We start from the raw sequence: 13110 nt of genomic DNA, 5'->3' as shown, positions 1-13110 counted from the left end.
GTGCGATGCGGCGTGATCGAGAGGAGAACGGGCGTGCGCGCTCGCCAAGCTGACAGATCAGGGCGATCCGCCCAGACGGCGCAGTGGAAACGTTTTTGCGCCGTGAAAGCTGGCGGGATTCTACCGGAAGCGAACGCCGGTGGCTATACCCGGTCGCCCCCCGCCTACTCGCTCGCCAGCGCCGCCTGCGGGGGCACACCCAGGGCCCGTCGCGCCGGAATCCAGCTGGCGGCCAGGACCACGGCGACGATGGCTGACGACACGGCAAAGCCGCTCGCCGACGCGATCCACGGGGAGAGCGGGAAGAAGCGGGAGAAGGCGAGCCCCACCATGAGCATGAGGGGGAGGGCGACGATCGCGCCGACGCCGAGCTGGCGAGCGCCCTGGCCCAGGAGGAGGCGCCGGATGCTGGCGTCCGGCGCACCGAGCGCGCGGCGGATGCCGATCTCGCGCACACGGAGCGCCATCGCGCGCGACATGACGCCGTACGTCCCGCTCACCGCCAGCAGCAAGGCGAAGCCGAAGCAGAGCGCGAAGAGGCGCGTGACAGAGTTCGCGATGAGCGCTGACTTCTCCAGCACCTCGTCATACGTCGTCACGCGCGAGGGGGCGAGGCGCGGGTCGATGGCGGCGAAGGTGGCGTGCAGCGCGGCCTGCGCGGCGGTCGCGTCGCCGCGGTGGCGAAAGGCGATCGAGACCGCGGGTGCGTCGTGCTGGGCGAGCGGGACGTACACCGCCTCCGCGCCGCGGTTTCGGGAGAACTCCTCGCCGTATTGCACGTCCTCCGCCACGCCCACCACGGTGCGCCATGCATCCTCGGCGCGCTCCCCGGTCCCCGGGAGCCGCAACCGCTCGCCAATCGCAGATCGACCGGGCCAGGCGCTTCGTGCCAGCGAGCGGCTCACGAGGGCCACGAGCGGCTGCCCGTCGCGGTCGCTGTCCAGCAGCTGCCGTCCCTCGACGGTGGCGATGCCTAACGCGTCGAGCGCTCCGAGCGAGGCATATACCCACGCGCGCGGACGGGCATCGGCGCCATGCGTTCGCCCGTCGCCGAACTCCAGCGCGCCGCTCTCGGAATCGAGCGCGCCGATTCGCGCGCGCAGCACGCGGTCCTCGATCTCCGGTCGCGCCCCCAGCCCGTCGTAGAGGCGCGACCACAGGGCGCGCCGCTGCGCTGGTGTGCCCTGTCGATCGGCGTCGCTGTCGATGCCGCTGGCGAGCAGGTTGCGGGTGTCGTAGCCGGGGTTCATGCGCTCGAGCGTCCGTGCCGCGACCGCCGAGAGCACGCCGAAGAACATCAGCACGGTGACGGTGGCGACTTGTGTGGCGACGAGGAGGCGCGCCGCGCGCCCGGCGCCGCGGAGGCCCGAGCGTGCGCCATCGCGTAACACCGCCGTGTATCGCGTCCCCGTCGCCCGCACGGCCATCACCCCTCCCAGCGCGGCGAGCGTGGCCGTCATGAAGCCGCCAGCCGCAAGCAGCGTCGTCCCGTCCATCCGCCAGACCCACCAGAAGGCGAGGTTCCCCTCCAGGTGGTGCTGCGCCCAGGCGTTCACGACGTCCAGCCCCCAGGCGGCCAGCGCCGTCGCCATCGTTCCACCCACCGCGACGAGGATGACGGGCTCCCACAGCGCCTGCACCGCCAGCCGGGCGCGCGACGCGCCTAACGCCAGCCGCACCGCCATCTCGCGCGCACGCTCGTTGGCGCGCGCCAACAGCAGGTTGGCCACGTTCACGCACGCCAGCAGCAGGATGAGCGCCGCCATCAGGTTGAGCAGCGTGAAGACGACCGGCCCTTCATCCCCCATCTGCGCCATGGGGAAGGTGCGCACCAGCGCGCGCGGCGCACCGCCGGCCGATGTCTCGGCGGAGTCGGCAGAAACGGGGCGGTCGCGCCATGCACGCTGCAGGAGCACCTCCACTTCCCGCTCCGCGTCGGCACGCGTTGCCCCGCTGGCCAGGCGAGCGAAGACATTCACAGTGTAGTGTCCCCGTTCCGTCACGGTGCGAACGGCGGCGCCTAACGGGACCCACGACTCGGCGGCCACCGGGAAGGCAAAGCCGCTCGGCATCACCCCAATCACCTCCGTCGCGGTGCCGTCCAGCACGATGCGACGCCCGATGATGCCGCGGTCGCCGCCAAACGCCACCTGCCACAGCCGATGCCCCAGCACGATCACCGGCGCGGCGCCGGGCCGCTCGTCGTCGGCGCGGAAGGCGCGCCCCATGGCGGGGGGCGTTCGCGTGAGATCGAAGGTGCTCCACTCCACCGCCGTCGCCTCGATCACGCGGCGCGCGCTCGTGCCGTTGTCATCGCCGAGGATCGCGTCGCGCGCCATCCAACCCCCAACTGCCGACAGCATCGTGAGCTGTGGACGGATCGTGGCGAGGTCCACGGCGTCGATCCCCCGCACCGAACCACCCACGCGTTGCTGCACGCGCACCATTCGAGCGCCGTCGCTGAGCGGAATGGGGCGCACGATCGCTGTATAAAGGAAGGAGAAGGTGAAGATGCTCACCCCCATCCCGCCGGCGAGCACGAAGAGCGTGAGCAGCGTAAAGGCGGGGGTGCGCCGCAGCAGGCGGACGGCATGACGAAGGTCCTGGAGGTGCAGCATGTCACGAGGGGGGGAGATGGCGCGGAGATGCGTCGCGACGGCGGTGCGCGCCGCGTCGACCGTGGAGCCGATGAGGAGTCGCGCGATTGCCCATTCGCCCCGTGACCGTGCGTCGCGCCAGCGATCGGCGAACGTCTCGTCCATGTCGAGCCCGAACTCCTCGCGGAAGTCGCGCGGATAGGCACGCAACAGCGCGCGGTGGAAGGCGCGGGCCGTGCGCTCGATGCGGTCCGGGGCACCCCGACCCAGCGGGCGGTCATTGGGATTGTCGCCGGCGGTGCTCACGGCAGCCCCGCACCCGGGATGAGCTGCGCCGCCTGCGCCGCGGCTACGAGGCGAGCCATGCGTGCCGCCTCCGCAGCCGCGACTCCGCGCCCGTGCGGCGTCAGTGCGTAGTAGCGCCGCCGCTCGTCTTCCGACGGCTCGGTGGTCCGGCGCTCGACGGGAGTGACCATTCCTCCCTGCACCAGCCGCTGGAGCGCCCGATACAGCGTCCCCGTCTCCAGTCGAACGCCCCCCTCGCTCCGCCGCTCCACCTCGCGGATGATGGCGTAGCCGTGCCGTTCTCCCAGTGCGAGGGCGAGCAGGATCTCGAACTCGACCGGTCGCAGTGGGAGCGCGCCGGGTTGTCCGTGTGTCGGCGATTCAGGCGTCATGCCCCGACTACGTGCGCCGCGCACATATGTTTCAGGTCATCAAGGTACCATCCCCCTGCACGCCCTCGTTCCCCCCGCTCGCCCGGTCAACCTCTCGTTCCCAGCCTTCGCTGGGACAGGCTTCTCGTCCTCTCGTCCTCTCGTCCTCTCGTCCTCTCAGTATCAGACGTCGAGATAGCTCCACTCCCGCGAGAAGGGTATTCGCGACATCAGCACGGCACGATCCTCCAGCACCACCAGGCGATCGCTGGGGTTGATCCCGATCCCGCTCTTCTCGTCGTAGAGCCCGGGCTCGACCGAGAACGTCATTCCCGCGCGCACCACGGTGTCGTCGCCTAACGCGAGGAACGGCGGCTGGTGCCCCACGAAGTTCTGCCCCTGTCCGTGCCCCGGGCGGTGATAGATGAAGTCCTGCATCCCCGACTTCACCTGGTACTGGTGCACCTTGTAGGCGATCTCCGAGCAGACGGCGCCCGGCTTGGTTTCCTCCACGATCATCTGCACGGTGTCGCGCACCACGTTCCACATGCGGTCGTGCTGCGGCGTGGAGGGGAGGAGGATGTAGTTGCGATACCCCTCGCCGCCGTAGCCGCCCAGCAGGATGTCGCAGTTGACGTAGAGCGGCTGAGCGCGTTGCACCTGCGCGTGGAAGAACTGGTTGGGGTGCGGGTACGCGGTGGCGACGCCGGTGCGCACGTAGTTGCCGGTCACGTCCATCCCCACGGCGCTGTGCGGTTTCCCGTCGCGCTTCACGTCGCGCATCATCAGGTTGATCCCGTACGACGCCAGCGCCTGGCCAATCTGGTAGTCGGTCGTGCTCGTCCCGTGCTCGAGGATGTAGTCGCGCGCAAAGGCGTGGATGCGGTCGAAGTAGCGATACGCTCGCTGCGTGAGCGCAATCTCCGCCGGCGTCTTGATGACCTGCATGTCGAGGCAGATGTCGTCGATCTCCACGTTGCGCGCCTTGGGGAGCACGCGACTAAAGGTGCGCTGCGCCGACGGCGTGAGCTCGCGGTCGAGCCCGATCACCTTCTCCCCCAGCCCGCGAGCGGCAAGCTTCTCCAGCACCCACGCCCACAGGTCGACTCGCTTGCCGCGCGAGAGCTCCCCGCGGTGTGGGAAACCACCCTCGGCGTGCGGATAGCAGAAGTAGTAGTCGTTCTCGGTGCACCACCACGACGTGATGAGGTCGCGGTCGATGGCGGGGGAGTACCAGTAGACGGTGTCCGCTTCGTTGGTCGGCAGCAGCGCCCACGTGGTACGCTCGCCGCTCCCGCGAAAGCAGCCGGTGAAGTAGACCAGGTTGGTGTCGCTCTGCAGGAGGATCGCGTCGACGCCGCGCTCGCGCGCGCGCTCGCGCAGGCGGCGCGACTGTGCCTGGTACCATTCCAACGGGAGCCGGTCGACGCCAACGGGGGCGGGCGTGGGATGCAGCGGATTCTCCACCAGGAGGCGTTCGGAGCCGCGCGGCTGTCCGTCGCTAGGCTCGGCGGCAAGGGACTGGGCGGCGGCACTCGCGGCGGCGAGGGAGGCGCCGAGTTGGGTGACAAAGGTGCGGCGGGTGGTCATGGCGGAGGGCGGGGATATGGTGGGCGCGAAGGCGCGAAGGGAGCGGCGAGAGTTGGAGGCTTTGGTGTTTGGAGGGAAGGGAAGAGACGGTGGGATCGTGGGGGGAATCTGGGGTGTGGGAGGGCGTGCGGCGACACCGGCGGGGGTGGCGGGCGCAGTGGGGGGTGGTAGCTTCGGCGCGCGAGGCGCGTACGGCGGAACTTCCCTCACTCTTGGCGACCATGGGCGTTCGAAACGATGGCTGGTTGGGGCGATGGGTGGACCGCCAGCGGTGGCTGGCCGGCATCGCCGTGTCGCTGTCGTTGTCGCTCGTCTTCGTCGCGTCGCCGCTTCGCTCGCAGAGTCGCGAGCTGCACTGGCGGCGCATGCACGTCGAGGCGCATCTCGACAGCGCCGCGGTACTGCACGTCAAGGAGACGCAGACGATCGTCTTCACCGGCGATTGGAACGGCGGCGAGCGCAGCTTCACACACTCGGTGCCGCAGCGCTTCACCTTCGAACGGATGGTGCGCCTCGACACGTTGACCGGCCGCGAACTCCCAATGGAGGAAGGGAACACCGACGTCGTGGACGGCTACGACTTCGCTGGGTCAGGCGCCCTTCGCTGGCGAGCGCGCCTGGAGGGCGATCCGCCGTTCAACGCCGATGAGCGTACATACCGCCTCGACTTTCGCTACAGCCACATCCTGTTGGAGGAAGGAGAATCGGGGAAGGCGTTCCGCCTCGATCACGACTTCGCCTTCACCGAGCATCAGGGACCCATCCAGGAGTTCACGCTCAAGCTGACGCTCGACCCGGTGTGGAAAGCGCCTGACGGTTTCACGGGAGAGTTTGGCCCGCTCCCGCTCGACGCCTGGATCGGCTATGTCGTCAACATCCCCCTCACGTTCACCGGCGAGGGCCGCCCCTCAGGCGTCGTCACCGGCGCGCCGGCGTCACAACGCTACGCGCTCGCCGGCGCCTATGTGGCGGCGATTCTCCTCCTCCTCACCTGGTTCTTTCGTCGCGAGTCGAGGCTGGGGCGCTTCGCCTCACTCGATGACGGGACAGCGATCGACGAGGCGTGGCTCGATCGCGTGATCTTCCAACACGCCCCCGAGGTGGTGGGGGCCGCGTGGGACGAGAACACCGGCGCCGCCGAGGTGACAGCGGTGCTGGCGCGGCTCGAGTCGGAGAGGAAGATCAAGAGTCGCGTGGAGACGACGAAGTTCTGGATCTTCAGCAGCAACACGCTGCACATGGAGCTCCTCGCCGACCGCAACGACCTGCGCGACTACGAGCGCGATCTCGTGAACGGTCTCTTCTTTGGCGGGCGCAAGGAGGTCACGTCGGACGACATCCGAAAGCACTACAACAATTCCGGCTTCAACCCGGCGGGGAAGATCGAGCCGCGACTCAAGGAGATGGTGCAGGCGCTCATCCCCGACGACGAGCCGACGCCGGTCCCGCCGTGGTGGCCGATACTTGTGCTGTTCATCGTTAGTGCGGTGGCCATCATCGCCAACGCCGCCGATGGCAGCTACGACGTGGTGGTGGGCATCCCGGGGCTCTTCGTGTCGTTTGTTCTCTTCCTCCCCATCCTACTCCCGGTGGCGTATGCATGGCGAAGTCGCGTGGATGGGGCCGGGCGCGGTGCCGCCTCGTTCCTCGTCCCGCTCGCGGTGCTCTCGACGGCCTTCCTCTTCATCACGCTCTCCGGCTTCAATCGTGTAGGGATCGTGGTGCTCGTGGCGCTGGCACTCCTCGGGATCGCCGTCACGTACGGGACGTTGCGCATGGCGATGTGGCGTCGCGGGACGCGCTGGATGCGCCTGCGCCGCGAGATGACGCGCGCGCGGCGCTACCTCGCCGCTGAGTTGCGGAAGCCGGAGCCGCGCCTCGACGACGACTGGTTCCCGTGGCTCATCGGGCTCGGGCTGGCCTCGCAGATGGACGGCTGGTTCAAGGCGTTTGGCGCCGCGAACTCGAGCTCGATGAGTCGAGCAACGTCAGGCTCGTCGTGGACGTCGAGCGACGGCTCGTCAGGCACGGGCTCGTCAGGCGGCTCGTCGTGGTCGGGCTTTGGCGGGGGTGGCGGCTTCGCCGGCGGCGGGTCGAGCGGGATGTGGGTCGCGGCCGCCTCCTCGGTCGCCGCGGGGGTCTCGAAGGCGTCGAGCAGCTCGGGAGGCGGGAGTTCCGGCGGCGGCGGGAGTTCTGGCGGGGGCGGGGGCGGTGGGTGGTAGAACGAAGAAGGCACCGCCCCTCGCCTAACGATCTCGCTAGGCGCCCAGCCCCAGCCCGAGGGCGACGAGGAGGATCGCCCCCGCTGGCTCGACCAGCTTCTGCACGAGGTCGAAGACCGCACCCGCCATCTCGACGATCTTCTGCAGCGCGCGCAGCTCGTCGGCGTTGAGTGTGCGACCGTTCGCGCCGGTGATCTCCGGCGACTCGGGGTTCCCCTTGGCATTGGCCAGGAGCGTCCCGTTCACCGTGAACGTCGCGACGAGGGTATTGTTGACGGTAGCGGCATCGACGACGACCTCGTCCGAGGCAGAGGCGATCGTGAGGTCGATCTCGCCGTCCCGGCTATCCGGGCGCCCCTTGATCGTGGCGTTGACGGTGAACCCCTGCTGCGGCGCCGCGAGCCGCGCCTTCACGGTGGCCGTCCCGTTCCCCAGCAGTGCGCTGGTGGCGTCCACCGTGAAGTCGAGACGGTCGGCGCCGTCCACGAGGAACCCCTGCAGCGAGAAGTTTGGCGTCCCGCCGGCGATCGCCAGGTCGAAGGCGTACGACACGCGGGTCACGCCGCCCAGGACCACGACCAGCTTCACCCCCGCAACGCCGGCGCTCGCGCGCTTCTCGTCGGTGAGGTCGGCGTAGCCGGTTTCCTGTCCGGTGATCGGCACGCCGCTCGACGATTCGGCGTAGAGGATGAAGCGCGCCCCGTTGGACGGCGCCCCGCTGCGCGCCGAGGCCACGTAGCGCCCGAGAGTGGCATCGTAGACGTAGACCTTGCCCAGCGCGTTGCTGCGCATGACGGGGATGAGGGCGCTCCCTGCATCGAGCGCGCGCGTCGCCAGGCGCGACACGGCGTCGGCGAGCCCGACGCTCCATCGGGCGTCACCGCCAGACGCAACGCGCGCCGCGGCGACGGAGGCACCCACCGCGGAGCCGCCGCCGTAGCGCGCGAGCTGCGTCAGCGAGCCGATGGCGCTCGAGGCGGCGACCTTCTCGACCGCGGTGACGCCGGCGACCAGTCGCGGGGCATCGAAGGCGCCGTTGGCGGGTGACGTTGCATCCTGGCACGCGGTGAGGAGGAGCGCCGCGGTCGCGAGCGCCGCATGCCGGCGGCGTGATGACATGGACATGGTCGTCTCCGTTGGCTGTCAGTCGTTGGGGAGCGGGGCGCGCAAGGTGTCGCCGCCATCGTTGTCTTCCTCGCCGCCACCCTCGCGGATGGCGCGCAGCCGGGCCTGCTGCTCCGGCGTGAGGAGGTTCTTCACCCGGATCACGAACATGGCCTGACGCTTCTTGACCTCGTTCTCGATCTTGAGCACCTGGTCGATCCTGGCCAGCGCCTTGGCCTCGTCGACGCGCGTCGCCTCGATGATCCCCTGCAGTTCGAGCGCGGGATCGGCCATGTCGACCTGCAGCGGGACGAGCGCAACCTGCGTCGCCTTCATCTCGTCCAGGATCGCCTTGCGCTGCTGCGCAGTGAGCCCGATCGCGTTGGCGTGCTTGAGCACGAGTTGCGGGTCGAAGAAGGCCTTGGCGAAGGCGTCGTCGGACTTGGCTTGCGCGCTCGCGGACGTGGCGAGCACCGCCGCCAGGAGCAACGCCATGCTGGCGGCGAGCATGAGACGCGTGGGCACACGGCGGGGCATGTCAGTTCCTCCTGCGAGCGTTGGGGACCCCGTGGGTCATCGAGTCGTGCGCGGTGGGCGCCTTGCCATCTAGTTGCTCGGCGCTGCTGCCGCCGTCTGCCGGCACCAGCGGGTACCAGTCGATTTCGCCGATCGAGGGAATCTCGTCGGTCGCGGACGCCACGATGAGGTCGAGGAAGTAGTCGGTGGGGACGCGCATCGAGCCGGGCACGAAGGCGAGCGAGGGCATAACGGTGGGCGCCTCGGCCGTTGCGATGGTCGCGGTGGCATTGGTGCCGCGCCAGGTCGAGAGCGCCATCGCCACCGCGACTACGGCCGCCGCGCCTAACGCCAACGCCGGGATCCAGCGGCTGGTGATGCGTCGGGGCGTGTTGGTACCGCGCCGCACTTCGCCGCGAAGGACGCGCTGGAACGCTGGCGCCCGGGCGGCATCCCGCTCGCGCATCGCGGCGAACGTCTCCCGCAGGTGCAACTCGTCGGCAGCGCGCGGCTGCTGTCCCTGGCGGTCGTGGTGGTTCTTCTCGTGCGTCATGCATCCTCTCTCTGCAACAGGAGGCGCAACCGCGCCTTCCCTCGTTCGTAGTGCGTGCGCGCCGTCCCCACCGGGAGCCCCATCACGTCGGCCGATTCCTGGATCGTGAGCCCCTGGTAGAAGACCAGGTGCAGCACCTCCTGCTGCCGACGGGACAGTCGGACCAGTGCCGCCTGCAACCCGGCGATACGCTGGTCCTCCGCCGGCGACATGTCCGCGCCGTCGTCTCCCTGGGCGTCGCGCCACCAACGCTCCAGGCGAGCCATGCTCAGCCATTGCCAGCGTGCTTGTTCCTGCGCCGTGCGCCGAATCACCCCAAACAACCAGGTGTTGAAGCTCGACCTCCCCTCAAATCGTGCCTTGCCGTCCAGCACCTTGCAGTATGTCGTGTGCAGCACATCCTCTGCGTCGCCGCGATTCCCCTGGCAGCAGCGCAGCGCCCAGGCATGGGCCGTGGGGTGCGCCTGGGCCAACGCCTCTCGCAGGTCGGTCGTGGACAGTGGCGTGCTCCGCAGTGGGCGTGAACGGCTTCGACAGTGTGTGGATCGGGACGGGCGCGCCATAGGACAGCGTTGCCGACTGTTCGGCAAGGTGCCAAGTTGGCGCGTCGCGCCCCTCATGTCTCCCTGCACCCTCATGAGTCACGTACCGGAAGAACATCTCGATGTGCTGCGCGACCTGCGCGCCGCGGGCAGGCTGATTCCCTTCGTGGGCTCGGGGCTGTCCAGGCCGCTCGGCCTTCCCGACTGGGGAAACCTGATCGGGCTCGTGGGCGAACAGCTCGGCTACGATCCCGACGTCTTCAAGTTGAACGGCACCGACTTGCAGTTGGCGGAGTACTACGTAGCCTCGAAGGGGAGCATCGGGCCGTTGCGCAGCCTCATGGACCGCGCCTTCAACCCGGCCGACGACACCATCCGGGATTCGCGCTCGCACCGGGCGCTCGTCGACATGAAGCTCCCGCTCATCTATACGACCAACTACGACGAGATCATCGAGCGCGCCTTTGGATTGCACGGGTCGCGCTGCCATGCCATTGCCGGGATCGACGACATCGCCCGCGCCCCCGCCGACGCGACGCACGTCGTCAAGTTCCACGGGACCTTCAGCGACGACGCGTCGTTGGTGCTGACGGAGTCGTCCTACTTCGAGCGCCTGGAGTTCGAGTCCGCGCTGGACATCAAGCTGCGCGGCGACACGTTGCGCGGGTCGCTCCTCTTCCTCGGCTACTCGTTCAGCGACATCAACATCCGCTACCTGATGTACAAGCTGAACAAACTACGGCGTGCGGCTCGGCGCACCGGGCGGCGCGATGTCCCGGCCGCGTTCCTGACGACGTTCGGCACCGGGGAGATCCAGCGCACCATCCTCGCGCAGTGGGGCGTGGCCGTCATCGAGCTCGACACCGTGGACAAGTCGGGGAGCACCGCCCAGTTCCTGGAGGCGTTGACATGAAGCTCTACTTTGTCAGCCGCAACGAATCCAAGATCGAGGAGATCACGGACATGTTGCAGCTGCGGGCCGCCAAGGCCCCGCTGGACATCGAGCTGATGCCCGTGCGCGAGAACGTGCAGGAGATCCTCTCGCCCGCCCTCGAGGACGTCGTGCGCCTCAAGGCGTACGAGGCCTACCGGCTCGTGCACCATCCGTGCGTCGTGGAGCATGGCGGGCTCTTCTTCGATCACGCCAAGGACTTTCCCGGCGTTTTCGGGCGCATCGTATGGCGGTCGCTACAGGACCGCATGACCGCCTTCCTGCGGGACGGCGACTCGCGCCAGGCGGTTGCCCGCGCCTATCTGGGATACTGCGATGGACGCCGCATCCACATCTTCCGCGGCGAGACTACCGGCGAGGTAGCCCAGGCCGCGCGCGGCGAATACAACCGCAACAGCTGGGATCCCATCTTCATTCCGCGCGGGAGCACGACAACCTACGGAGAGATGGGAATGGCCGAGAAGCGCTCCACATCGCCGCTCATCAAGGCGTGGGAGTTGTTCCTGACCGAGTTGGACGCCGCCACCGCGCGGGACCGCGGGCGCGAGACATGAGGTCTGGGCGTGACTGCGCGCGCGAACCCGCCGGAGTCGCCTCACGCGTCCCGCTACCGGCGCGAGCGACGGGCCGTGCGGGCGGCGTTGCTGCGGTCCTCCTCTTCGTAGCGCCGCTGCTGCTCGCAGTTGGGGCACAGGCGCAAGGCACCGCGCCCCACCCAGCGGCAACGCCGAAGGCAGCGGCGCGCGCGGCCGCCGAGATCCGCGCTGCGCGCGCGCGCTCCAACGAGGCGATCGCCCGGCACGACACCGCCGGCATCGGCGCCATCCTCGCGCCTCACCTGGTCGTCGTCTCCTCCAACTCGTCGCAGAGCATCGGTCGACAGGCCATGCTCGACCGCTTCGCGGAGCAGTTCGCCTCGCGCCCCGACGTTACCTACCGCCGCTCGCCGCGCGACATCCGCGTCTTTGCCCCATGGGAAATGGCCGCCGAGTCGGGGACGTGGACCGGTTCGTGGCGCGACAGCGACGGCGCGATTGCGATCGGCGGCAGCTACTACGCCAAATGGCGACGGATCGACGGGACGTGGTTCGTGGAGAGCGAGACGTTCGTGCCCGAGTATTGTCGTGGGGGGAAGTACTGCGCGGTGGCGCCGTAGGGCGGGGAGGACGGGGGACGGGGGACGGGATTGTGAGGCTGACGCGAAGACACGAAGGCACGAAGGCACGAAGGCACGAAGGCGTTGTGGCGAGGTGATTGCACGCTGCGCGCGCCACGCCCGGCGCCCCCGCCCATTTTCCCAGCGAAAGCTGGGACCCATTTGTCGGTGCACCGCGCGCTGGGCGGTCGTGGGGGCGCGGGAATGATCGGGCTCACACGAAGACACGAAGGCACGAAGCCGAGACGCCGCGAAGCCGCTAGGCCGCGAAGCCGCTAGGCCGCGAAGCTGCGAATCGGCGAAGCCGCGAAGCTGCGAATCGGCGAAGGCGGCGAAGGCGGCGAAGGCGGCGTGGCGAGGTGATTGCACGCTATGCGCGCAACACCCGGCGCCCCCACCCCCCTTCCCAGCGAAAGCTGGGATCCATTTCTCCGTGCACCGCGCGCTGGGCGGTCGCGTCGGCGCGAAGTAGATCGGCGCTCGCGGAGCCGCCGAATCTGGGGACGGGGCAACGCAGAGTTGGTGTCAGCGGGAGTTGTTACCATCCGTGTCCACGCGATCCTCCCGCGATCGGTCCGCGGAGTGACGATCAGTCCAGGAGGAGACGACATGGGGAGGAACTGGGTTCGGCGAGCGCTCGTGGTCGCGCTTGTCTTCGCGGGAACATCAGTCGCGACACCGTCGACCGCGCGTGCGGTGGGGTGGGTGCAGCTGCCGAATGGGAACTGGATATACCAGACGGACTACACTTCCTCTGCAGCGTTCACCTGCAGCAAGTACCTGGCGTTCGGCGCCTGCCACGTCATTGCCAATGGGGTGCAGCTCACCACTGGCGGTTCCACGATGACGGTTGGGTGTTCATTATGACGCTCAACATCTCGACGAACCCGTGGGGTGCCCGAGGGCAACGTCGATTTCCTCGAGAACTGCGCGATCGAGACCCCCGGAGCCGCCACGCCCTGCACGCCGCTTTCGCGAGCTCGCGTGAGTCAGATCGCCCGCGCGCCACCACGACCGCTCGGCGCGCGGTGCACGGACAAACGGATCCCAGCGTTCGCTGGGAAGGTGGACGGGGGCGCGGAGCGAATTCGCGCTGATAGCACGAAAGCATGTCGCCACTCTGTCTTCGCGGCTTCGCGTGAGCGCGATGTTCCCCGCGCCCGCGCGCCCGCGCGCCACCACGACCGCTCGGCGCGCGGTGCACGGACAAATGGATCCCAGC

12 protein-coding genes are annotated in these 13110 nt (G+C 68.9%); 5 read left to right on the top strand and 7 right to left on the bottom strand.

What is annotated here, in order from left to right; genetic code table 11:
• Window positions 1-164: 164 nt before the first annotated feature.
• The 3 genes from IT359_12860 to IT359_12850 all read right to left on the bottom strand — a co-directional run bounded on the left by IT359_12860 (window position 165) and on the right by IT359_12850 (window position 4843).
• Complete coding sequence (locus tag IT359_12860; GenBank protein ID MCC6929864.1) at window positions 165-2903, bottom strand: ABC transporter permease; 2739 nt, start codon at window positions 2901-2903, stop codon at window positions 165-167.
• Window positions 2900-3274 (bottom strand): helix-turn-helix transcriptional regulator, encoded by a 375-nt coding sequence (locus IT359_12855; GenBank protein ID MCC6929863.1) that lies wholly within the window; start codon window positions 3272-3274, stop codon window positions 2900-2902. The genes IT359_12860 and IT359_12855 overlap by 4 nt, the downstream gene beginning before the upstream one ends.
• A gap of 162 nt (window positions 3275-3436) precedes the next feature.
• Complete coding sequence (locus IT359_12850) at window positions 3437-4843, bottom strand: aminopeptidase P family protein (protein MCC6929862.1); 1407 nt, start codon at window positions 4841-4843, stop codon at window positions 3437-3439.
• Between the two features lie 221 nt (window positions 4844-5064).
• Between IT359_12850 and IT359_12845 the strand changes: the two genes are divergently transcribed.
• Window positions 5065-7065, top strand: coding sequence for a DUF2207 domain-containing protein (locus IT359_12845; protein MCC6929861.1), 2001 nt, complete (start codon window positions 5065-5067; stop codon window positions 7063-7065).
• A gap of 36 nt (window positions 7066-7101) precedes the next feature.
• Here IT359_12845 and IT359_12840 read toward each other — a convergent pair whose 3' ends face one another.
• The 4 genes from IT359_12840 to IT359_12825 are packed head-to-tail and all read right to left on the bottom strand — an operon-like array spanning window position 7102 to window position 9711.
• On the bottom strand, window positions 7102-8190 hold the full coding sequence (locus IT359_12840) for a hypothetical protein (GenBank protein ID MCC6929860.1): 1089 nt from the start codon (window positions 8188-8190) through the stop codon (window positions 7102-7104).
• A gap of 18 nt (window positions 8191-8208) precedes the next feature.
• Window positions 8209-8706, bottom strand: a complete 498-nt coding sequence (locus IT359_12835; protein ID MCC6929859.1) for a hypothetical protein — start codon at window positions 8704-8706, stop codon at window positions 8209-8211.
• Between the two features lies 1 nt (window position 8707).
• Window positions 8708-9238 carry a hypothetical protein gene (locus IT359_12830; GenBank protein ID MCC6929858.1) on the bottom strand — a complete coding sequence of 177 codons (531 nt, stop codon included), beginning with the start codon at window positions 9236-9238 and terminating at the stop codon, window positions 8708-8710.
• The gene (locus tag IT359_12825; protein ID MCC6929857.1) at window positions 9235-9711 is read right to left on the bottom strand and encodes an RNA polymerase sigma factor; all 477 of its coding nucleotides are present in this window, start codon (window positions 9709-9711) and stop codon (window positions 9235-9237) included. Before IT359_12825 ends, IT359_12830 begins: the two co-directional genes overlap by 4 nt.
• A gap of 163 nt (window positions 9712-9874) precedes the next feature.
• Between IT359_12825 and IT359_12820 the strand changes: the two genes are divergently transcribed.
• The 4 genes from IT359_12820 (at window position 9875) to IT359_12805 (ending at window position 12755) form a co-directional block, all read left to right on the top strand.
• Complete coding sequence (locus tag IT359_12820) at window positions 9875-10693, top strand: SIR2 family protein (protein ID MCC6929856.1); 819 nt, start codon at window positions 9875-9877, stop codon at window positions 10691-10693.
• Entirely contained in the window at window positions 10690-11286 is a 597-nt protein-coding gene (locus IT359_12815) for a hypothetical protein (protein ID MCC6929855.1), read from the top strand. The genes IT359_12820 and IT359_12815 overlap by 4 nt, the downstream gene beginning before the upstream one ends.
• Window positions 11283-11888, top strand: coding sequence for a nuclear transport factor 2 family protein (locus IT359_12810; protein ID MCC6929854.1), 606 nt, complete (start codon window positions 11283-11285; stop codon window positions 11886-11888). Before IT359_12815 ends, IT359_12810 begins: the two co-directional genes overlap by 4 nt.
• Window positions 11889-12497: 609 nt before the next feature.
• Window positions 12498-12755 carry a hypothetical protein gene (locus IT359_12805; GenBank protein MCC6929853.1) on the top strand — a complete coding sequence of 86 codons (258 nt, stop codon included), beginning with the start codon at window positions 12498-12500 and terminating at the stop codon, window positions 12753-12755.
• Window positions 12756-13110 lie beyond the last annotated feature (355 nt).

This window comes from Gemmatimonadaceae bacterium (genome assembly GCA_020852815.1).
Lineage (GTDB): Bacteria > Gemmatimonadota > Gemmatimonadetes > Gemmatimonadales > Gemmatimonadaceae > SCN-70-22.
Note: the sequence above shows the minus strand (reverse complement) of the source record. Positions and strands in the feature narration are given on the sequence as shown.